The organism is Streptosporangium sp. CA-115845, from assembly GCF_050943795.1.
Lineage (GTDB): Bacteria > Actinomycetota > Actinomycetes > Streptosporangiales > Streptosporangiaceae > Streptosporangium.
Genome location: NZ_CP191988.1, coordinates 2,679,475 through 2,701,193, shown reverse-complemented (window position 1 = coordinate 2,701,193; position 21,719 = coordinate 2,679,475). Strand labels below are relative to the sequence as shown.

Annotated in this window: 16 protein-coding genes; 5 read left to right on the top strand and 11 right to left on the bottom strand. The window is 69.4% G+C overall.

Annotated features, from left to right (window positions below; translation table 11 throughout):
- Nucleotides 1-5: 5 nt before the first annotated feature.
- The 4 genes from ACQP0P_RS14485 to fabG are packed head-to-tail and all read right to left on the bottom strand — an operon-like array spanning nucleotide 6 to nucleotide 2,641.
- The gene (locus ACQP0P_RS14485) at nucleotides 6-1,070 is read right to left on the bottom strand and encodes an aminomethyltransferase family protein (RefSeq protein WP_433376211.1); all 1,065 of its coding nucleotides are present in this window, start codon (nucleotides 1,068-1,070) and stop codon (nucleotides 6-8) included.
- 3 nt (nucleotides 1,071-1,073) lie between these two features.
- Entirely contained in the window at nucleotides 1,074-1,550 is a 477-nt protein-coding gene (fabZ, locus tag ACQP0P_RS14480) for a 3-hydroxyacyl-ACP dehydratase FabZ (protein ID WP_030916365.1), read from the bottom strand.
- Nucleotides 1,547-1,843: an acyl carrier protein gene (locus ACQP0P_RS14475; protein WP_343964540.1), complete on the bottom strand. Its 297-nt coding sequence runs from the start codon at nucleotides 1,841-1,843 to the stop codon at nucleotides 1,547-1,549. Before ACQP0P_RS14475 ends, fabZ begins: the two co-directional genes overlap by 4 nt.
- Nucleotides 1,844-1,891: 48 nt before the next feature.
- Entirely contained in the window at nucleotides 1,892-2,641 is a 750-nt protein-coding gene (gene fabG, locus ACQP0P_RS14470) for a 3-oxoacyl-ACP reductase FabG (RefSeq protein WP_433376206.1), read from the bottom strand.
- A 153-nt stretch (nucleotides 2,642-2,794) separates the two neighbouring features.
- Between fabG and ACQP0P_RS14465 the strand changes: the two genes are divergently transcribed.
- Nucleotides 2,795-4,408, top strand: a complete 1,614-nt coding sequence (locus ACQP0P_RS14465) for an FAD-dependent monooxygenase (protein WP_433376203.1) — start codon at nucleotides 2,795-2,797, stop codon at nucleotides 4,406-4,408.
- Here ACQP0P_RS14465 and ACQP0P_RS14460 read toward each other — a convergent pair.
- Nucleotides 4,324-5,892, bottom strand: coding sequence for a BTAD domain-containing putative transcriptional regulator (locus ACQP0P_RS14460; protein WP_433376200.1), 1,569 nt, complete (start codon nucleotides 5,890-5,892; stop codon nucleotides 4,324-4,326). The two genes, ACQP0P_RS14465 and ACQP0P_RS14460, sit on opposite strands and share 85 nt — an antisense overlap.
- Nucleotides 5,892-7,085 (bottom strand): macrolide family glycosyltransferase, encoded by a 1,194-nt coding sequence (locus tag ACQP0P_RS14455; protein ID WP_433376197.1) that lies wholly within the window; start codon nucleotides 7,083-7,085, stop codon nucleotides 5,892-5,894. The genes ACQP0P_RS14460 and ACQP0P_RS14455 overlap by 1 nt, the downstream gene beginning before the upstream one ends.
- A 394-nt stretch (nucleotides 7,086-7,479) precedes the next feature.
- On the opposite strand from ACQP0P_RS14455, the gene ACQP0P_RS14450 reads away from it, so the two are divergent.
- On the top strand, nucleotides 7,480-8,589 hold the full coding sequence (locus ACQP0P_RS14450; RefSeq protein ID WP_433376194.1) for a DegT/DnrJ/EryC1/StrS family aminotransferase: 1,110 nt from the start codon (nucleotides 7,480-7,482) through the stop codon (nucleotides 8,587-8,589).
- Here the strand turns inward: ACQP0P_RS14450 and ACQP0P_RS14445 are convergent.
- From ACQP0P_RS14445 to ACQP0P_RS14425, 5 genes are all read right to left on the bottom strand, one after another.
- The gene (locus ACQP0P_RS14445; RefSeq protein ID WP_433376191.1) at nucleotides 8,555-10,030 is read right to left on the bottom strand and encodes an NDP-hexose 2,3-dehydratase family protein; all 1,476 of its coding nucleotides are present in this window, start codon (nucleotides 10,028-10,030) and stop codon (nucleotides 8,555-8,557) included. The two genes, ACQP0P_RS14450 and ACQP0P_RS14445, sit on opposite strands and share 35 nt — an antisense overlap.
- A gap of 86 nt (nucleotides 10,031-10,116) precedes the next feature.
- On the bottom strand, nucleotides 10,117-10,722 hold the full coding sequence (locus ACQP0P_RS14440; RefSeq protein ID WP_433376188.1) for a dTDP-4-dehydrorhamnose 3,5-epimerase family protein: 606 nt from the start codon (nucleotides 10,720-10,722) through the stop codon (nucleotides 10,117-10,119).
- 158 nt (nucleotides 10,723-10,880) lie between these two features.
- Complete coding sequence (locus tag ACQP0P_RS14435; RefSeq protein ID WP_433376185.1) at nucleotides 10,881-11,888, bottom strand: NAD-dependent epimerase/dehydratase family protein; 1,008 nt, start codon at nucleotides 11,886-11,888, stop codon at nucleotides 10,881-10,883.
- The gene (locus tag ACQP0P_RS14430; RefSeq protein ID WP_433376182.1) at nucleotides 11,881-13,107 is read right to left on the bottom strand and encodes a methyltransferase domain-containing protein; all 1,227 of its coding nucleotides are present in this window, start codon (nucleotides 13,105-13,107) and stop codon (nucleotides 11,881-11,883) included. Before ACQP0P_RS14430 ends, ACQP0P_RS14435 begins: the two co-directional genes overlap by 8 nt.
- Before the next feature lie 28 nt (nucleotides 13,108-13,135).
- Nucleotides 13,136-15,898 (bottom strand): LuxR C-terminal-related transcriptional regulator, encoded by a 2,763-nt coding sequence (locus ACQP0P_RS14425; protein WP_433376179.1) that lies wholly within the window; start codon nucleotides 15,896-15,898, stop codon nucleotides 13,136-13,138.
- A gap of 740 nt (nucleotides 15,899-16,638) precedes the next feature.
- Here ACQP0P_RS14425 and ACQP0P_RS14420 point away from each other — a divergent pair.
- From ACQP0P_RS14420 to ACQP0P_RS14410, 3 genes are all read left to right on the top strand, one after another.
- Nucleotides 16,639-17,541, top strand: coding sequence for a putative sugar O-methyltransferase (locus ACQP0P_RS14420; RefSeq protein WP_433376176.1), 903 nt, complete (start codon nucleotides 16,639-16,641; stop codon nucleotides 17,539-17,541).
- A gap of 160 nt (nucleotides 17,542-17,701) precedes the next feature.
- On the top strand, nucleotides 17,702-19,123 hold the full coding sequence (locus ACQP0P_RS14415; RefSeq protein ID WP_433376173.1) for a S28 family serine protease: 1,422 nt from the start codon (nucleotides 17,702-17,704) through the stop codon (nucleotides 19,121-19,123).
- A gap of 188 nt (nucleotides 19,124-19,311) precedes the next feature.
- On the top strand, nucleotides 19,312-21,624 hold the full coding sequence (locus ACQP0P_RS14410; RefSeq protein ID WP_433376170.1) for a M64 family metallopeptidase: 2,313 nt from the start codon (nucleotides 19,312-19,314) through the stop codon (nucleotides 21,622-21,624).
- Nucleotides 21,625-21,719 lie beyond the last annotated feature (95 nt).

Genomic DNA, 21,719 nt, shown 5'->3' with positions numbered 1-21,719 from the left:
ACCGATCAGATGATCGGGATGCTCCAGCTCTTGGGCGTGATGTAGGGGCTGGTCAGCGTGGTGACCTCGGCGTCGCCGACGGTGAACCGCAGCCCCGCCGCGGCGAACTCCGCATCCACCCGCGCCAGGCCGAGCGTGGCGCCCAGCCCGAGGCTGTGCACCGCGTACACCACCTCGCCGATGTCCTGACCGGCGGCCAGCACCCGGGTCCCGGGCTCGGGGACCGACCCGCCGCCGCTGAAGCCGAGGGTCCGGCGGCCGACGGAGCCGTTGAACGCCTCCAGCACCGCCTCCCTGCCGATGAACGACTCCTTGGTGATGTCGACGAGCCAGTTGGCGCCGCCCTCGATGATGTTGACCCCGCCGGTCGCCTCGTGCCGGATCACCGGCTGCCGGACCTCCAGCATGGCGATCTCCAGTGCCTCGTTGCCGGCGGGCACCGCCTGCTCCAGCGACTGCCGCCACAGCTCGGCGGCCGACTCGGTGGGCACGATCATCTGGTAGCCGTACTCGCTGGTGAACCCGGTCCGCCCGAACACGATGTCCACGCCGTTCCAGGTCGTGTCCACCACGGCCTCGAACGGCAGCGAGGCCAGCTCGCCGTCGATCAGCCGGCCCACCACGCCCCAGGCGTAGGGGCCCTCCAGTCCCAGGACGGTCAGTTCGCCGGAGCGGTCGACGATGTCGACACCCTCGTCGTTGTGCTTCTGCAGGTGTTCGAGCAGGCGCGGCCCGGCGCCGCAGGAGCTCTCCAGGAACATCCCGTTCTCCCGGCCCCACACGACCACCTGGTCGACGATCTGCCCCGACTCGTCCAGGACGAGGCTCATCATGCAGCGCTCGGAGGTCAGGTACTCGACGTCGCGGGCGAGGACCCGCTGGGCGAAGTCGACGGCGCCGTCACCGCTGATCTCGATCAGGCCGAGCCCGCTCAGGTCGAGCAGCGCGGCCCGCTCCCTGATGGCCTTGTACTCCTCGGCCGGCGTCGAAAAGCGCAGTGGGACGGTCGCGTCCAGCACCTCGCCGAAGACGGTCTCCTCCGGGTGCGCGTTCGCGAGCACGGAATCCATTTCTCACACCTCTCCATGAGTGCTGCCGGCCGCCGGGTCGGCGATCGTGATGATTCCTTCGGCGGCGATGTTCCCGTCCACCCGCGCCGAGACCCGGTACTCCCCGAAGCCTCTGCCGCCCGCGCTCCGCTCCGCGGTCAGGACCAGCTGGTCACCGGGGACGATCCGGCGGCGGAAGCGCATCGACCTGACCCCCGCCAAGTAACTGATCTTGCTTGTCCCGGTGAGCGAGAAGACCACTCCGGCGAGCTGGGCCATCGCCTCGATGACCACGACGCCCGGCAGGATCGCCTCGTCGGGGAAATGCCCCTGGAACCAGATCTCGGTCCCGGTGACGTTCTTGATCGCGGTGCCTTTGACGCCCGGCTCGACCTTGTCGACGCGGTCGAGCAGCAGCATCGGCCAGCGATGCGGGATCAGCTCCCTGATCTGGTCGTTGTTCAGGCTGAGCGATTCCCTGGACGACTGGGCAACGGTCATACTGCGGCTGCCGCTCGCAGTTCGGGCTTGATCGTCTCCGCGAGCCGGGACACCGAGCCGAAGACCGCCATCTCGCTGTCGTAGAGGGCCACCCCGAACTCCGCCTCGATCGCGACGTAGAGCTCAAGGATGTCCAGGCTGTCCAGCTCAAGGCCGCGGCCGAACAGGGGCTGGTCGTCGGTGATCCAGTTCGGCTCGATCTCCAGATCCAGCCGGTTCACGATCATCTTCTTGATCTGGTCACACGCCTGCTGACGCTGGGCAGCCCTGGCGCGCAGCTCGTCGATGGTCATCTTTCCTCCGTGCTCGTGCTGTCGAAGCTCGTGCTTTTGATGACAGACTCAGCCCAGGCCGCCGCCGTGGGCGACCATCACCTCTCCGGTGACGTACGAGGCCTTGTCCGAGGCGAGGAAGCTCACGATCGACGCGATCTCCTCGGGCCTGCCCATCCGGCCCAGCCGGATGCGGGACTCGTACTGCTTCCTGATCTGGGCGGGAACGCTGCGGGTCATGTCGGTGGCGACGAAGCCAGGGGCCACCACGTTGACCCGGACGCCGTGCGGCGCCGCCTCGTAGGACAGCGCCTTGCTGAAGGCGATGATCGCCCCCTTGGACGCCACATAGTTCGTCTGGCCGGGGAAGCCACCGTCGAGCCCGCTGACCGACGACAGCGTCACGATCGAGCCGCGCCGCTGGTGCTGCATGATCCGGAGAGCCTCCCGGCAGCTCAGGAAGGTGCCGGTGACGTTGACGTCCATCGGCTCGCGGAACTGCTCAAGGCTCATGGCGACGAGGTGCCGGTCGCGGGTGATGCCCGCGCTGGTCACCAGCACGTCCAGCCGGCCGAAGTCGGAGCGCAGACCGCGGAAGAGCTGCTGGACCTCCTCCTCCTTGGTGACGTCGGCCTGTACGGCCGTCGCGCCGCCCCCCTCCTGCTCGATCTGGGCGACGAGGTCCTTGGCGTCCTGCTCGGCGCGCAGGTAGTTGACCACGACGTGAGCGCCCTCCCTGGCCAGATCGAGCGCCACCGCCCGCCCGATTCCGCGCGACCCGCCTGTTACCAGGGCCACCGAGCCTTCGGTAAAGAGCATCCTCGTCTCCAGGGTGTCAGTGGTGAGGTGAAAGGGAGCCGACCTGATCGTCCGCCTACAAGGGGAGAGGCTACTGAAGCCGGTTTTCAGCCCGATATCATCCGGATATCCGGCTATTGACGCTGATGACAGCGGTACGAAACGCTGACGCCCATGGACGAGCTCGATGTCGAGGTGTTGATTGTCGGAGGCGGCCCGGTCGGCCTGTCCGCCTCGATCGAGCTTTCGAGGTACGGAATATCCTCGTTGCTCGTCGAAAGGCACCAGAAAACCTCTCTCTTTCCCAAGGCCCGGCTCATCTCGACCAGGACCATGGAACTGGTCAGGGCGTGGGGAATCCAGGACGAGGTCGAGCGCGCCGGACTGCCCCGCGAGGAGACCCTGGCGGTGGGCGTCGGAACGTCGCTGACCGATGACGACTTCCTGCGGGCGGTCGCGCCGCTGCACGAGGACGCCCCGCAGAGCCCGACCTACACCTACATCTGCGCCCAGGACCGTTTCGAGGTGATCCTGCGCGCGCTCGCCGAGGCGCAGCCGGGCGCCGACGTCCGTTTCGACACGACCATGACGGAGATGCGGAAGACACCGGACGGCGTCGAGGCGGTGATCGAGTCAGCGGGGGTCCGCCGCGGGGTTCGCGCCCGCTACCTGGTGGCCGCCGACGGCGGCCGGAGCACCACGAGGGACGCGCTCGGCATCGCCATGACCGGCCCTCCCCCGCTGGGCAACATGATCAGCGTCATGTTCGACGCCGACCTGGGACCGCTGCTCCGTGATCGCCAGGCCGCGCTGTACTTCCTGCTCAGCAACCCGCCGTGCGCGGTGGAGGCGGTGGACAACCAGCGCCGGTGGATGATCCAGACCGGGTACGACCCGGCGCACGGCGGCAGCCCCGACGACTTCACCGAGGAGGTCTGCGTCGCGGCGGCGCGGTCCGCGGCGGGCATCCCCGACCTGGCGGTGAACATCGTGGGCATCATGCCCTGGCTCCAGCAGGCCGTGGTCGCCGACGAGTTCCGCAGCGGCCCGGTCTTCCTCGCGGGGGACGCGGCGCACGTGGCCACCCCGCAGGGCGGGTTCGGCATGAACTGCGGCATCCAGGACGCGCACAACCTCGGCTGGAAGCTCGCCGCCGTGCTCCGGGGCACCGCGGGGGAGGGACTGCTCGACACCTACACGCCCGAGCGGCGCCCGATCTCCGACCGTACGGTCACCGAGAGCCTGAACAACGCGCTCATCACCTTCCAGATGATGGAGGGCCGCCTGACCATGCAGGAGTCGATCGACCAGCAGGCGGGCCGGCGCAGCTCGGAGGGCCTGGTGCTCGGCTTCCACTACGACTCCGCCGCCGTCGTCGCGGACGGGACGCCCGCCCCCGAACCCGCCGACCCCTACCGGACCTACCTGCCGACCGCACGCCCCGGCCACCGCATGCCGCACGTCTGGCTGTCGCGGCGGGGCGGTCAGGTCTCCACTCTGGACCTGCTGGGCGGCTCGTTCACCCTGATGACGCCGGCGGGCACCGGCTGGGCGCAGGCCGCCAAGCAGGCGGCCCAGGACACCGGGGTCGCCGTCACCCCCCTGGAGATCTCCGCCGACGGCTCGACGGAGCTCACCTCACCGACGTGGGCGGAGGAGTTCGGCGTGGGAACCGCCGGAGCCGTACTCATCCGCCCCGACGGTCACGTCGGCTGGCGCTCCCCCGGCGCGGAGGCGTCGGCGAACGCGCTGACCGACGCCCTGGGCACCATCCTGGCGAGGTCGTAGCCGTCGTAGCCGGCGAGCTCGCCGACCGATCCCCGGTAGGACCCCGAGCAGAGCCGCGCCGCCGCCATCCGCAGGGTCAGCGGGCATCCCGAGGAACTTGCCGCGAGCCTGGCCATCGCCTGCGGCTCGGCCTCCATCCTGGCGGCGCCGACCAGCATGACCGCCAGAGCCCTGGACTCCTCGAACCCCAGCGGCCGGACGAACTCCCGGTGCGCGCCCTGGCGGGCCACGAACTCGTCGAGCGGATCCCGGCTCGTGACGATCACCCGGCAGTGCGCGCCGCCCGGCAGCAGGGGGATGACCTGGGCGCTGTCGCGGGCGTTGTCCAGCACGACGAGCAGCCGCCGGCGCGCCGTCCTGCTGCGGTACAGGGCCAGCTTCTCGCTGAGATCCTCGGGGATGAGGTGACCTGCCACGCCGAGCGCGCGCAGGAAACGGTCGGCGACGACGCCGGGGGCCAGGGCCGTCGCGCCCTCGTCCCCCTGCAGGTCGGCGAAGAGCTGCCCGTCGGGGAACTGGGCGATCCCGCGGTGCGCCCACCGCAGGGCCAGCGCGGTCTTTCCGAAACCCCCCAGACCCGTCACGACCACCGTTCCCGGCCCGGTCGCCTCCGGGGAGAAGCGGAGCGCGTCGTCCAGGACGGCGAGCTCCGCGGCGCGCCCGGTGAACGGCAGGGCCTGCGGGGGGAGCTGGGAGGGGATGACGAACTCCTCGGCCCGCCGCACCCCCGACACCTCCATCAGCGCGGACTCGTCCCGCAGGATCTGGTCGTGCAGCCGCCTCAGTTCCGGGCCGGGTTCGAGCCCGACCTGTTCCACCAGGTGCCGCCGGCCCTCCTGGTAGGTCCGCAGTGACTCGGCGCGGCGCCCCGAGCGGTACTGGGCCACCATCAGCTGCGCCCGGGCGCGCTCCCTGAGCGGGTGCTCCTCCACCACGGGAACCAGTTCCGCGATCACCTTGAGGTGGTTGCCGAGCTCCAGCTCCAGCTCCAGGCAGGCCTCGATCGCCTCCAGCCGCGACTCCCGCAGCCGGGCCGCGTCGTAGCGCATGCTGTGGATGTCCTCGAACGGGGTTCCCCGCCACAGGGAGAGCGCGTCCCTCAGCATGGCGATCGCACCCTCCCGATCGCCCCCGGCGGCCTGCCGGCGCGCCCGCGCCACGAGGTCGTCGAAGCGGAGCCTGTCGATCTGCTCGGGGGCCGCCCTGAGCAGGTAGCCGGGGCTCGACGTCATGATGTCGTCCGCCCGGTCCCCCAGCGCCCTGCGCAGCCGCGACACGCAGATGGCGATCTGCCCGCGGGCGCTCTGCGGGGCGTGCCCGCCCCACACCGCCTCGATCAGCCGGTCCACCCCGACGACGCGGCCCGCGTTCAGTACCAGGCTGGCCAGGATCGCGCGCTCCCGGGGGCCGCCGATCCGAAGCTCCTCGCCCTTCCTGAACACCCCGAGCGGCCCCATGATCCGAAACTCGAGTGGTTCGTCCATCACTGGATCCGCATCAGGTACTTCTCAAGCTCGTCGGCGGCCCGAAGAGTGCCGCCCGAGGCATGCAGATCCTTCTGCATCTCCCCCGTGCACCGCTGGATGACCTCGCTGCCCGCCACCTCCAGCACCGCCTGGAGCAGCAGTTCCCCGGTGACCTCCTCCGGCGGGATGGACCGGCCGAGGTTCAGCTCCTCGATCCGCCGGGCGGCCACCGCGTCGATGGACGACGTCGGGACGACCACCATCGGGCAGCCGGAGTGCAGCGCCTCCATCACGGTGCCCATGCCCCCGTGGGTGACGGCCACCGAGGCGTGCTGGAGCACCTTGTAGTGCGGCATCCACCGATGCGCCTCGATGTTGGGGGGCAGCGGGCCCAGGTCCGCGGGGTCCATTCCGTCCGCGACCGTGATCACCACGTGCCACGGAACACCGGTGAAGGTCCGTACGCACATCTGGAAGAAGTCCGGATACTCGTTGAAGACCGCGCCGAACGAGACGAGCGCGACCGGAAGCCCGCTGGCCGGCGGCTGCCACTCGCCCAGGAAGTTCCGCTCGCCCAGGCACGGCCCCACGAACGCGAACCGCTCGTCGAAGCTGTCACCGACGTACTGGAAGGACCGCGGCATGTTGATGATGCTGAAGTCCTGGATCTCCCACCACAGCTCCGCGGGCGGGACGTCGACCCCGTGCGCACTGGACAGGGCGCTGATCCGGGCGAACATGTCGTCCACCCAGTTCGGCATGGACTGCTCGGCCCCATCGGAGTTGTAGATCGCGTTCAGGTACGAGAAGTTCGCGTTCGACGCGAACATCGGGATGAGCTGGGTCGCGGGCCGGTTCCACTTCCTGGCCAGGATGCGCCCCGCGTAGAGGATGGAGGTGTCGTAGACGATCATGTCGGGGAGGTCGTCGACCGGGTAGGACTCCAGGGCCGCCAGCATGTCCGCGCTCTCGTCGAGCAGGACCGAGAGCAGGTAGAGCGGGTCGCGCGCCAGGTTCAGGAAGTCCGAGTCCCGGTACTTCGAGTCGTAGCGCAGCGCGGTGGCGCCGGCCTCCTCCACGATGCCCACCATCATGTCTCCGGTCAGATAGGAGACGCGGTTTCCTCTGCGGACCAGCTCCGTCACCACGGCCAGGTTGGGGATCACGTGGCCATGGTCGGGATGAACCAGGAAGAGGAAATGTTTCGCCATCTGGGAGAATCCTGTCTCTCTGGGATTTCTGACCTGATAAGCACTGATTTCGCGACAAAAAAACTAGCCCATCGGCGACAAATCAGTCACTGCGATCTGTCGGCAATGCTAGTTAGGGCCCATTTGAGGCAACACCCCTAACCGTCTTCCACAGGCACGTGCGCCCGGGATCGAGTTCACAACGCGACAACGGAAAAAGAGCGCCACCCTAACCGGGCCGCCATTCGCCCGCAACGAACGGCGACGGAGACTGGGGTGCCGGGCGGGGTGTTAGGGGTTACCCCTAACACCCCGCCCGGCACCCCCCAGAGTGGCTGTTTCCGCCTGGATACAGGGGATCCCCCGATTCCCGCCGGTCATTATGCTGGGCCGAGCTTTCGAGAAAGGGACTGCCATGACCACGCGTGTCTGGGACTATCTGCGGGAATACGACAGCGAGCAGAAGGACATCATGGACGCCGTCGAGACGGTGTTCCGGTCAGGGCAACTGGTCCTCGGCGAGAGCGTCCGCTCCTTCGAGGCGGAGTTCGCCGGCTACCACGGGGTGGGGCACTGCGTCGGCGTCGACAACGGCACCAACGCGATCAAGCTGGGATTGCAGGCCCTGGGGGTCGGCCCCGGCGACGAGGTGATCACGGTCTCCAACACCGCGGCGCCGACGGTGGTCGCGATCGACGCGATCGGCGCGACCCCGGTCTTCGTGGACGTGCGCCGGGATGACTACCTGATGGACACCGCCCAGGTGGAGGCCGCCGTCACCGAGCGGACCCGGTGCCTGCTGCCGGTCCACCTGTACGGCCAGTGCGTCGAGATGGAGCCGCTGGAGCGGCTCGCGGCCAGGCACGACCTGACGATCTTCGAGGACTGCGCGCAGGCGCACGGTGCCCGCCACCACGGGCGCGTCGCGGGATCGATGGGCAAGGCGGCCGGGTTCTCCTTCTACCCGACCAAGGTGCTCGGCGCCTACGGGGACGGCGGCGCGACGCTCACCTCCGACGACGAGGTCGAGCGGAACCTGCGCAGGCTGCGCTACTACGGCATGGAGAAGACCTACTACGTCGTCGAGACCCCCGGCCACAACAGCAGGCTGGACGAGGTGCAGGCCGAGATCCTCCGGCGCAAGCTGCGCCGGCTCGATCGGTACATCGCCGACCGGCGAGCCGTGGCGGCCCGTTACGCCGACGGCCTCGGCGACACCGAACTCGTCCTTCCCGCGCTCGCCGAGGGCAACGACCACGTCTACTACGTCTACGTGGTGCGCCACCCCCGCCGCGACGACATCATCGAGGCGCTGAAGGCGTACGACATCCAGCTGAACATCAGCTACCCGTGGCCGGTCCACACCATGACCGGATTCGCCCACCTCGGCTACGACAGGGGCAGCCTGCCCGTCACCGAGGAGCTGGCCGGTGAGATCTTCTCGCTGCCGATGTACCCGTCGCTGCCCGGCGACGTCCAGGACCGGGTGATCAGCGCGCTGCGAGAGGTGCTGGCGGCGTTGTAGTCAGGGTGGTCAGGCAGAACAGCAGGCTGCGCGCCTGGATGTTGAGATAGAAGCTGTGCCGCAGCAGCTCTCCGAGCTGGGACACGCTCAGCCAGCGGTACTCGGGGTGGTCGATCCCGGCGGCCTCGTCGGTGTGCACGATGAGATAGCGGTTGCGGGCGCGGTGGAAGCGCCCGCCCTCCTCCGACAGGATCGTCTCGAACCGGACGCGCTCGGGGCCGGCCCCCAGCACCTCGTCCAGGAAGGGCGGGCGTGCCCCGGCGGGCAGATGGTCGTAGCTCTCCGGGGTGCACTGCACGGTCGGCCCCAGCTCCACCACATCGGCGTAGCCCGGCTCGACCCGCGCGTGCACCAGGGCGTGCAGCACCCCGCCGATCTCTCCGACCAGGAACGCGATGACCCCGGTCCCGGAAGGTTCGATCATGGGCTGGTCCCAGCGGCCGACCTCCCGCCCGCCCGCCTCCACGCTCACCCCGACGACGTCGAAGTAGCGGCCGGTCTCGTGGGAGATCAGCTCGTCCGTACGCCGCCATCCCCGCACCTCGTCGAGGGGGATCAGCCTGACCTGCGGGTCGGTCCTGGTGCGCATGTCGGTGATCCAGCTCAGCACCTCCCCCATGGTGTGCGGGCCGGCCTCGCCCGGATCGCAGGAGCGGACGAGCGCGGCGCGGAACCCGTCGCCCGGCTCCGCCGAAAGCGCCGCGGTCAGGGCCGACGTCAGCCCGGCTCCGGAGAACGGCATGCAGGCCAGCACGGTCCGCGCGTCCATGTTCACCAGATCCGGCACCGACATCAGGGTGTGCAACTGACCGAGGGTCAGCCAGCAGAAGCCGTCGGCGACCTCGATCTCCCCGGTGATCTCAACGATCATGTTCCGGTTGCGCTTCCGGTAGAACCAGGCGCCCTGCTCGGACTGGCGGATGTCCGCGATTACCTCGTGGCCCGAGGTGTCGAGGAAGTAGTCGAGATAGGGGACCGGCCTGCCCTGGTGCACCCGGGTGTAGTTGCTCCGGGTGGCCTGCACGGTGGGGGAGAGCTGCAGGCCGTTGTGGTTGCCCGGTTCGTGCTTGGCCTGCATCAGGCAGTGCGGGATCCCGTCGATCTCCTTGACCAGGATGCCCAGGATGCCGATCTCCGGCTGGTTGATGATCGGCTGGGACCAGTGGGAGACCATCCGGCCGGGAACGTGGACGTCCAGACCCTCGACGCTGAAGAACTTTCCGGTCCGATGCCGGATGTTCCCGGTGTGCCGCTCCACCTCCCAGCCGGACAGCCCGTTCAACGGCACCCTCCGCACGTTCATGTACGTACGGCTCGCCGTCTCGGACAGCCATCGGTGGAACTCGTCGAGTGTCGCGAACCAGCCTCCCGGGGAGAGCACGGATTCCGCGAGCCGCACCTGCAACGGTGAACGAGTCTGCCGCCGGGAGGATGCGGCCATGTTGGCTCCTTTGATACGAAATTTCATCTTCTGATGGCCGCCGCTCGGGACTCCCCCGAGCGGCGACCGGCTCCCGCACGCCGCCGTCACGCCTGCCGGAAGGTCTCCTCGATCCGCAGGCACTCCTGGTAGTCGGGCAGCATGTCCAGTGCCCGCGCCTTCGCCAGGGTGGGCGCCTCCCGGTCCCGCTCCGACCGGACCAGCGCCAGGTCCTCGGGCAGCCGCAGCCCGATCTCCGGGTCCAGGGCCGAGAGCGCGAGCTCGTTCTCCTTCCGGTACCGCTGCGAGAGCAGGTAGGACATCACGGTGTCGTCCTGGAGCGCGACGAAGGCGTGGCCGAGCCCCGGCGGGAAGTACACCGAGCGGAAGCTCTCACCGGTCAGCACCACCTGGTCCCACTCCCCGAACGTCGGGGAGCCGACCCGGAGGTCGACGACGATGTCCAGCGCGCTTCCCCGCGCGCAGTGCACGTACTTGGCGGTCCCCGGCGGGGCGAGGGTGAAGTGGATCCCGCGGAGCACGCCGCGCGCCGAGGCGCTCTGGCTGGTCTGCGCGACCGGGAAGAGCGGGTGCCCGACCGCCTCGACGAACGCCGCCTCCTGGAACGGGGAGACGAAGAGGCCCCGCTCGTCGGGAAACACCTCGGGGGTGAATTCGAAAGCGCCGGTGACGGCGAGCGCGCGGGATTTCATTACGGCTGCGCCGCCGGGAGGTGTTCGGTCACAACAGTCGCCAATCGGTCGAGGATGACGGACGGTCACGGAACGCGGTCCAGCATGCTCGGACCGCCGGTGCGGGGTCAACAAGGTAGGGGTCGCCCGCGAGCAAGATAGGGGTCGCCCAAAACCCGTCAGAGCGGCACCTCGTCACCGCGGGTCAACGAGGAGACGGTGCGCTCCAGCGCCTCGCGGAACGGCACCCGGGCCTGCCACCCGGTGACCGTGCGGAAGGCGACCGGGTCGGCGACGACGCTGTGGAAGTCCATCCCGGTGGCGTCCGGCGGCGCCGGCACCGAGACGACCGGGACCGCGGGCGCCCCCGTCCTGGCGGCCACGGTCTCCGCGACGTCCGTGAAGATGTCGCGCACGCTCCGGCCGCCGCCGGTACCGATGAGCCAGTGCCGGCCCGCGAGGGAGTCGGCGTGGTCGAGCGCGGCCAGGAAGGCGCCGGCCACGTCCTCGACGTAGAGCAGGTCGCGCTCGGCCGTCCCGTCGCCCCACACGGTCAGCGGCTCGCCCGCCAGCGCGCGGCGCACCATGGTGGTCACCACCCCCCGGTCGGTGGCGGTCGGGGAGACCCGGCCGCCGAACACCGTGCCGAGCCTGAGCGTGACCCCGCGCAGCAGGCCCTCCGCCGTGGCGGCCTTCAGCTCCCGCTCGGCGGCCAGCTTCTGCCGGTCGTAGGCGGTCACCGGGGCGTCCGGCTCGGTGCCGTCGATCCTGGCCTCCGCCCTCGGGCCGACCTGGGAGGTCGAGCCGGGAAAGAGGACCACGGGGGGTGGGCCGTCCCGGCGTTCCGCCCGGACGGCCGCGACGATGTCGCGTACCACGCCGACGTTCACCCGCTCGCCCGGCGCCTCGTCCTCCGCCGCCCGCCAGGTCCCGCCGCCGGTGTAGAGCAGCAGGTTGACCACCACGTCGGCGCCGGCGATCGCCTCGGCGACCTGGCCCGCGCCGGTGAGGTCCGCGGTACGAACCTCAATCTCGGCCTCGGCCTCGGCCGTGTGGCCCGGGGGGACCACGGCGGGCCTCCGTGCCACCAGCCTCAGCCGGACATCCCGCCCGGCCAGCTCCGCCACGAGGGCGGAGCCCACGAAACCGGAGGCGCCCAGGACCACGACCAGCGGCTGGTCAGACAACGCGCACCTCGGGAACGTAGAGGATCCACTTGCCGCCCGCCTCGCGGAACTCCTTCTCCTTCTCCATGATCTCCTGCGCGTGGTTCCAGGCGAAGAGCAGCGCGTACTCCGGGTAGGGGTCGGAGAACGCCTCGGGGCTCCGTACCGGGATGTGCGCCCCCGGCGTGAGCCTGCCCTGCTTGCCCGCGGTCGTGTCGCAGACGAAGGGGACCAGCTCGGGGCCGATGCCGCAGTAGTTCGTCACCGTCGCGCTCTTGGCGGTGGCGCCGTATCCGACGACCCGCTCCCCCCGCTCCCGCAGCTCGCCCAGCAGCGCCGGCAGCTGCTCGCGGATGAGCCCGACCCGGGAGGCGAAGCCTTCGAGCGTGGCCGGCTCGGTGACCCCGGCCGCGCTCTCCTCGGCCAGCAGGTCGGTCACGGCCTGACTCACCGGTCTCGCCCCCGGGCGCGCCAGGGTGTAGCGGACCTCGCCGCCGTGCACGGAGAGCCGCTCCGCGTCGACGAGTTCGAATCCGAATCTCCGCGCCATCTCACCGACCGAACGGACCGTGAAGAAGAAGAAGTGCTCGTCGTAGATCTGGTCGAACGAGGTGCGCTCCAGGATGTCGGCGAAGTACGGGTCCTCGAACACGAAGATCCCGCTGTGCGACAGCAGCCTGTCGACACCGCGCATGATCGACTCCATGTACGGGATGTGGCACAGCGTGTTGGCGGCGTAGATGACGTCGGCCGGTCCCTCGTCGGCGAGGATGTCGGCGGCGGTCGCCTCCTCGAAGAAATCCTTGCGCACCTGGATGCCCTTGGCCTCGGCCAGGTCCGCCACCCCGCCGGACGGCTCCACCCCCAGGTGACGGACGCCCGACTCGGCGATCACCTGGAGCATGGTGCCGTCGTTCGAGCCGAGCTCGACGATGAACGGGTCGGGGCCGGTGAACTCGGTGTCCAGAAAATGCTTGGCGATCGCCTGGAAGTGCTCGCGCATGACGGCCGACCCCGAGGAGAGGTACGGATAGCTCTCGTGGAACATGTGGTCACGCGGCACCTCCTCCATGAGCTGCACCATCGTGCACGATTCACAGATCCCGACGGCGAGGGTGAAGAAGAACTCCCCATCGAGGTCCTCCGGCCTCAGGAACGCGTCGGAGAGGGGCTGCCTGCCGAAATCGAGGAACTCGCGAACCGTGCCCGAACAGATCCGGCACGGCGAGGTGACTGACATATGTGGCTCCTGAGATTGGGCGAACTGTTCACTGTGCGATTCCCCGCATGCCCGACTTGGCTCCCGCTCCCGTCTCGGGCGGCCTGGCGGACCCCCGCCGGTCGGGGAGCGCGAGCTCCGGGGGCAGATCGGCCCGGCTCTTCACGCCCAGTTTCCGGTAGACGCGGGTCAGATGTTGCTCGACGGTGCTCACCGTGATGTGCAGCGTCCGGCTTATCTCCCGGTTGGTGTGCCCGAGCGCGGCCAGTTCCGCCACCCTGCACTCCGAGTCGCTGAGCGCCAGCGGGTTCGTCTCCTCGGCGGCCTCCCCCGGGTCCTGCAGGACGGGGCCGGTGCTCCAGCTCCGGCTGAGCCGCAGGGGCAGCACGCCGGAGTAGCAGATCGCGGCCTCCCGCATCGCCTGGCAGGTCAGCGGCTGGGCCTCGTCGCTCTCACCGAGTTGCTGCAGAGCGGCGCCCAGATCGGTCAGCGCCCGGGACAGCAGCAGCCGGTCGCCCACCGTCCGCAGGCACTCCACCGCCTCGCGCAGCAGCGCGGGACGCCGCGCGGGTGTGCTGGCGGCGGCCAGGATCAGCAGGGAGATGCCCCGGGTCCGCAGGTCGATGGGCTTGAGCCGCGCCATCTGCTCCGTCACCAGGTCGCGGGCCACCCCCCAGCGGCTGAGCCGGAGGTTCGCCTCGGCCAGGTTGCTGCGCCAGGGAACCAGCATCGGCCGGTCGAGTTCCCAGTCCTGCATGAGCCTGCCGCAGGTCTGGAAGTCGCTGATCGCGGCGAGCACCCGGTCGGTGGCCAGGTAGTAGTGACCGCGCGCGTGCAGGTACCGCAGGCCGATCAGGGTCGCGAACATCTCGTCGGGCACCCGCTGCTGCAGCAGCTCGGCCCCCTCCTCGTACTGCCCCATCGCCGTGTGGGCCAGCAGCAGCGTCGACCTCGGGTAGCCGATCAGGATGCCCCAGCTCTGCGCCTGCATCAGCTCCAGGGCGGCCTGCGCCCTGGCCGCGGCGACCACCACCTCCCCCTGCCGGAACGCGATCTCGGCCCGGACCGCACCGAGCACGGCCTGCCAGGTGAGCGCGCCGCTGCGGACCGCCTCGTCGATCAGCTCGTCACACCAGTGCGTGGCCCGCTCCGTCCTGCCCCCGTACATCAGGGTCAGTACCGCGATGGCCACCACCTCCAGGGTGGTCTCGCCGAGCCGGCAGCTCTGCAGGATGTTCTCGGCGCTCACCAGCGCCACCTCGCCGTCGCCGTGCGTCCAGATCGAGGTCATCCTGCGGGCCTCGTCGCCCCAGGCGGAGGCGGTGTCGAACCTCCCGTGCGGACCCCGCGACGTCCCGTAGAACCACTGGTAGGTGAGGTGCAGCTCGGCGGCGGTCTGCACGTTCAGCAGATCGGGGGTCGCGGTCAGCGCCTCCATCGCCCTCGACGCCGTCTGCACGTCGCCGTTCCACAGCGAGTGCCGCACCACGGCCGCCGCGTCCTGGCCGAACAGGCATCCCTTCTCCAGCGCCTCCCGCAGCAGCGGCAGGTGCAGCGCGGCCGCCGAGGGGTTGACCCGCCACAGCGCCCGGACCAGCACCTTCGTTATCGCCAGACGCTCACTCTCGTCGCGGACGGACCGCAGGGCCAGCTCCAGGCACTGCACGGCCACGGCCACCTCATTGCCGGCCAGCGCCTGCTCGGCCGCGTCCCGCAGCACCCCGGTGGCCCAGTCCTCCGGCGCCCGGTCCGCGGCGACGAAATGCCCCGCGATCTTCGTGGTGGACATGCCGCGCTGGTACAGCAGCCCGGCCGCGCGGACGTGCAGGCACGAACGCTCCTCGGCACCAATGCCGTCCAGCACCGCCGCGGCGGCCACCGGGTGCCGGAACCAGCCGTCGGCCAGCAGGCCCGCCTCGGTCAGGGACTCCACCACCCGCTCGGCGGCCTTCGGACTGATCTCCGCCAGACCGGCGGTCACCCCGGCCGAGCCCGGCTCCCCCAGGACCGCCAGGGCCCGGGCCACCCCGAGCAGCTCTGGTTCCCACCGGTGCAGGCACGCCATCACCGCCTGGGCGTACGCCGCCCCTGCGGCGATCGGGTCGCCGGGGCCGGCACGATGATCCTCGATCAGGGCGTTGACCAGCATCGGGTTCCCACCGCTCAGCCGCTGGAGCGCGACGGCGGCGGCCGGATCCAGCGTCGGGGGCAGCACCTCGGCGATGTCACCGATCGACAGCGGGGTCAGCCAGATCCTGTGGTGGAACCCTCGGGTGACCTCGGCGGAGAAGGACGGGATCGTGGACTGCGGCAGATCCCACTCGTTCATGATCAGCAGAATGCGGGCGGAGCTTATCCTGCGGCACAGATAGAGCAGCAGCCGGAGTGAGAGGCCGTCCACCAGATGGACGGCGTCGACGCCGACGACCACCGGGTGCTCCCTGGACAGCTCCAGCAGGACATCGCCGATCTCGCGGACGACCTCGGCCTCGGCGTGCCGGGTGGCGCCGGTCGTCACGGTGTGCCGCCGGATCAGCCGTGACACCTGGTCCGAGACCTCCGGCGGCAGCCCCGCGCCGTGGAACAACTGGTCGATCATGCCCGCCTGCAGGGTGTTCTCCCCCAGGGAGCCGGTGGCGCTGAGCAGCAACGCGCCGGAGGTGGCCGCGACCCGTGAGAACTCGTGCAGCAACTCGGTCTTCCCGCTTGCCAGTCCCCCGCTGACCAGCACCAAACGGCCGTTTCCCGCGCCGCTCTCGGCGAGCAGCCCCTTCAGGACATCAAGTACGCTGCGATGCTGCGATGCCAGCATTTACTACATCCTCGTTTAGTCTGGCGACCCGGGTCCTGCGCAGCGGCAGAGTGAACCACTCCCCACTTCGTGGAATTCTCAGACAGGGGTCGTTCTCGACGGGGCTGTGATGAGGGGGCGGAGCGGGCGGCCTGCTATTCGTGGAAAACTGGCGGTTTCATCGGGTCCGGCGCCACGGTGAATCCGTTTACCCAACGGCAAAAGCATCGACAATCCCGAATTCCTTCACGTTCCGAACCGGTCAGCGAGCGTCTCGTTCAGTGACATCATTCCTAGCTCACCGAGACCCACCGTGTCAGCGGGCAACCGCGGGTAACCTCCCGTCCGGCGCCGCGACGCCCGGAGCCCCACGCCACGGCCAAGCCGACGGTCCGTCCGGTACGGGGAGATTCGTGATCATGAAACGTGATCTTATAGTTGATATGTCACAATTGGATAAATTTTTTGACAACAACCTGTGGAACTGTGAGTACATCTTGCCGTCGCATGGGTAGCGCCCCCGTGCTGACCTGGACATTCGGCCGCGCCGCGATTAACCCTCTGTCACGATCATGCCCGCGATCAACGCCGGGACCGGGCGCCGCCCGCCCCGGAGGGCCTCCGCGTGCCGGGGTTCCGGGCCCCGGGAGAGCCGGAGAAGTGATCTAGGCGCGAGCCGGTTCGGTGCGCGATACTCGTGCGGACGTGGGTGCGGCGCCCTGCGGACCCTGAATCGCCGAGCTCCAGGAAAGAGCAGACAGATGACTCATAAATATGGCCAGAGTCCTCAGTGGGCGCACATTAACGAGAACAATCTCGCCCTGGGCGAGGCCCCCGATCTGAGCCGTTTCAAATCCAGCCGGGTGAACTACAAGCTCGCCCTCTGGAACCCCGAGGTCAACGGCCGGAGATATCTGAAGACGCTCATTCACAACCTTGGCCTCCAGTTGTCACCGGAGAACTGGGAGCGCATGCTCCGGATCAGGAACCGCCAGCTGGGAGAGCCCATCGCGGTCACCCTGGAGGGTGAGTCGATCTGCCTGGACTATCTGCAGGCGGTTCTTGAGCTCGATTTCATGGCACGGTCCGTGAAAATGGACGGCGCGCGGATCCTGGAGATCGGCGCCGGGTACGGCCGGTCCTGCCACGCCATCCTGTCGAACCACGATGTCGCGGAATACCACATCATCGACCTGGAGAACTGCCTGAGGCTCTCCCGCGAGTATCTGCGCGCCGTCCTGACCGGCGAGCAGTTCGAGAAGATCAGGTTCCTGGGGATCGACGAGGTGGAGGACCTCTCCGGCGGCGAGCCCTTCGACCTGTGCGTCAACATCGACTCGTTCGCCGAGATGCCCGCGGACACGGTCAGGAACTACCTCTCCCTCATCGACGGCATCGCCACGCACTTCTACACGAAGAACCCGGTCGGCAAGTACCTGGACCCGGACCTGGACGGACACTACGAGGGGCAGGCCGTGGTCCAGCAGGCCCTCCAATCCGGCCTGCTCCGCGAGATCATCGACGTGCACGACAGCGCGGTGGTCCAGGCGCAGTCCGAGCGTTTCGTCGAGGTGTACCAGCCCGGCGACGACTGGCGACTCATCGCGGACGGCTGGGGAACCCCGTGGAGCTACTACTGGCAGGCCCTGTACGCGAAGTCGTGACCGGCCTTCCCGGCGCCCTGGGCCGGCGGAGCGTCGGCATTCCAGACCAACTACTACAGACACTCCCATAACACTGGAATTATGGAAATCAGGACTACCACCGACAAAACATGATCGATAGCCTCCTTCGACACTTCATGTGTCAGAAGGAGACATATCAGTGCGCGCACTCCCCGCTCTCATGCTGGCGGTCCTCACCGCCGGCTCGATCGGCGTGGCCGGGGTCACCCCCGCCGCGGCGGCGGAACCCGGCCTCGCGTCCCTCGCCGCACCGGTCGAGGACGAACTCCTCGGCAAGCTCACCGCCATCCCCGGACTGACCGTGGTCTCGGAGACCCGGCCGACCGGCTACCGGTTCTTCGTCCTGCGGCTCACCCAGCCCATCGACCACCGCCATCCGGACAAGGGCACGTACGAGCAGCGATTCACCCTGCTGCACCGGTCCGCCGACGCGCCGGTCGTGCTCTTCACCGGCGGGTACGGCCTGCCGGTCAACCCCGGCGCCTCCCAGACCGAGCCGACCCGGCTGCTCGGCGCCAATCAGGTCTCGGTGGAGCACCGGTTCTTCCGGAACTCCCGCCCGGACCCGGCGGACTGGAGAAAACTCGACATCTGGCAGGAGGCCAGTGACGAGCACCGGATCGTCGAGGCGCTCAAGACGGTCTACTCGGGGAAGTGGATCCAGACCGGCGCGAGCAAGGGCGGCATGACCTCGGTCTACCACCGGCGGTTCTACCCCGGTGACGTGGACGGCGTGGTGGCCTACGTCGCGCCGAACGACCGGGCCAACCCGTCCGACCACGCCTACGACGACTTCTTCGCGAACGTGGCCGACCAGGCCTGCCGTACCGCGCTGGACAACGTGCAGATCGAGGCGCTCAAGCGGCGCGAGCGGCTGGTTCCGAAGCTGGTGGAGGCCGCCGCGCGCGACGGGGCCACCTTCGAGAAGACCCTGGGCACCGCCGACCGGTCGTTCGAGATGACGATCATCGACACGGTCTGGGCGTTCTGGCAGTACGCCAGGGTGTCCGACTGCGCGAAGGTGCCGGCCGCCACCGCCTCCGACGACGAGATCTACGCGTGGATCGACGACATCGCGGGCTTCTCCTTCTACACCGACCAGGGCATCAACTACTACGCCCCGTACTACTACCAGGCGGCGAGCCAGCTCGGCTGGCCCGACCTGAAGTTCGCGCACCTGCGCGGCCTGACCAGATACCCCAAGCTGTACCAGCCCAACTCGGTGCTCCCCGCCGAACTGCGCACCGGGCACGACCCGAAGCCGATGCTCGACGTGGACCACTGGGTGCGTACGGACGCGAGCCAGATGATGTTCATCTACGGCGAGAACGACCCGTGGAGCGCGGAGCGGTTCACGCCCAGCCGGAACGACTCCCATCTGTACGTCGCCCCCGGCGCCAACCACAACGCGAACATCGCCCAGCTGAGCCCCGCCGAGCGTGACGCGGCGACGGCGACGCTCAGGCGCTGGGCCGGGGTGTCCGACAACGTCACCGTCAACACCCGCGCCGTGCCGTCCCTCCCCGACGACGACATGCTCCCCTCGCGCGGGGAGCGCTGATCTCCCCTCCCGGTACGGCCCGCGGGCCGTACCGGGACCGAGGTCCGCGCCGGTCCCCGGGCGCCTTGGGTGAGCGCCCGCTGCTCCACCAAATGAGCCCATAAACCCTCGTTTGAGATGAATACCCGGGGCGCCGACGCACAGCCGTGCGGGGCCGCCCCGGCTGTCCCCTGGAGGTTCCCCCCACCATGCGTATCACCAGGCCGCTCACCGCCTTGGCGGCCGTCTCGATGACCGCCGCCCTGCTCACACCGGTAGCCCCCGCCAACGCCGCCGGCGCCGCCGTCGGCAGCGCCACCGTGGTGCCGCTCCAGGTCACCGGAGCCCCGGCCAAGCGGTTCAATCTGATCATCATGGGCGACGGCTACACCGAGAACGAGCAGTCCACGTTCGCCGCCGACACCGATCAGCAGCTCAACGTGATGTGGTCCATCGAGCCGTACAAGTCCTACCGCAACTACTTCAACGTCTACCGGGTGGACATCGTCTCCGGCGAGTCCGGCATCGGCTGTGACCCCGACCTGGCCTCCGGCAAGAAGAACACCCCGCTGAGCATGGCCTTCTGGGGCGGCTGCAACCCCGCCAGCGTCCAGCGGCTGATCACCATGAGCAACTCGGCGGCCAACACGTACGCCAACCTGGTGGCCGGGACCAGCAGCGCCAACCGGCAGATCCTGGCCCTGGGCAACAGCGGAACCTACGGCGGAGCGGGCGGCGCCTACGCCACCTCCTCCGGCCACAACTCGATGTCGGCCCTCATCGCGCCGCACGAGATCGGCCACTCGCTGGGCGGCCTGCAGGACGAGTACACCTACTACACGCGCGGCGTGGAGGGCGGCACCTACGCCGGGGCCGAGCCGAGCTCCGTACACCACACCCTGCTGACCGAGCAGCAGATCGCCGACCAGCGGAAGAAGTGGTGGCGCTGGCTGGGCGAGCCGAGCGAGGCGGGCGGCACCATCGGCCGCCACGAGGGCGGCCTGTACTTCGGCAAAGGCGTCTGGCGGCCCAGCGAGCACTCCATCATGAGGACACTCGGCTACTACTACGACCAGGTAAGCCGCGAGATCATGACCCAGAAGATCTCCGCCAAGACCGGCCTCATCCAGGACGGCACGCCCACCACGTCGCCGGTCGGCGCCGACCGGGTGCTCTGGGTGGAGCCGCTGCACCCCAACAGCCACTCGCTGACCACCACCTGGAGCGTCGACGGCACCGAACTGCCGGGCGGCCGGACCGCGCTCGACCTCCGCACGCTGAACCTGCCGGCCGGCACGCACACCGTCAAGGCGACCGTCACCGACCCGACCGGCTTCGTGCGGGACCCGGCCATCCGCTCCGGCGCCCTCACCGCGACCCGCACCTGGACCGTGGACACGACCGTGACCACCGTCCCCGCCGCGGTCGGCGCCGGTCTGCTCTCCTCCACACCCACCAACCAGGCCGTCGGCCACGACGAGGTGGTCTACGTCGAGACCACCCACCCCGACGACAGCGTCCCCGCCGTCACCTGGACGCTGGACGGCAAGCGACTCGACGACAGCGACGGGGACCTGGACCTGGGAGAGCTCACCCTCACCCCCGGCAACCACACCCTCACCGCCACCTCCGGCGGCGACACCCGGTCCTGGACCGTCGACAACACGCCGCCCACCACCGGCTACCGGCTCTCCGAGCCGCTGGTCGCCTCCGGCGACACCCACGTCTACAACGGCCCCTTCACCATGAGGCTCACCGGCGGCGACGACCAGGACGGGTACGTGGTGAGCGAGTCCCGGGTGGACGGCGACGGCTGGTTCAACTACTTCGGCTGGCCGACCTCCGCCGACCTGCCGTGGACCTTCAGCGAGAGCGGCACCGTCATCGACAGCCTCACCTTCGGCAAGCTGCCGCGCGGCAGGCACACCGTCGAGTACCGCTCGATCGACCCCAGCGGCAACCACGGCACGGCCAGGAGCTTCACGGTCACCACCCTCGCGCCGCCGCCCGCCTGCACCACCACGGTCACCGGCACCAGGAACGGGACGCTCGTTGCCCGCTCCGGCGTCACCTGCCTGAACGACGCCCGGATCAACGGCGGGGTGACCGTCTCCGCCGGCGCGTCCCTGGTGGTGACCGGCGGCACGATCAACGGAGCGGTCACCTCGTCCGCCGCCGCCGAGGTGCACCTGCTCAAGGCCCAGGTCAACGGCGCTGTCTCGATCTCCGGCACCACCGGCCAGCTGATCATCGCCGGCTCCGACCTCAGGGGCGCTGCGGTGCTGAACGACAACACCACTGTCGACGCCCTCGTGATGGCGGGCACCGGCGTCCGCGGCGCGCTCGCCTGCGGCGGCAACACGCCCGCACTGTCCAACGCCGGGGTGTCCAACCAGATCACCGGCGGCGGCCAGTGCGCCGGCCTCGTCGACCCCCGACCCAACCCCCGCGGCAAGTCCTACGAGGCCGTGGTCTCCAGCACCATCCCGGAAAAGGGCATGTACGAGCACAACCACAACTGACCCGCGTGACCGGCGGGGCCGTCCCCACCGGGACGTCCCCGCCCTCCCACCCCGTACAGGCTCCGTTGGATCCCACGCTGTCGGCGATGACGGCA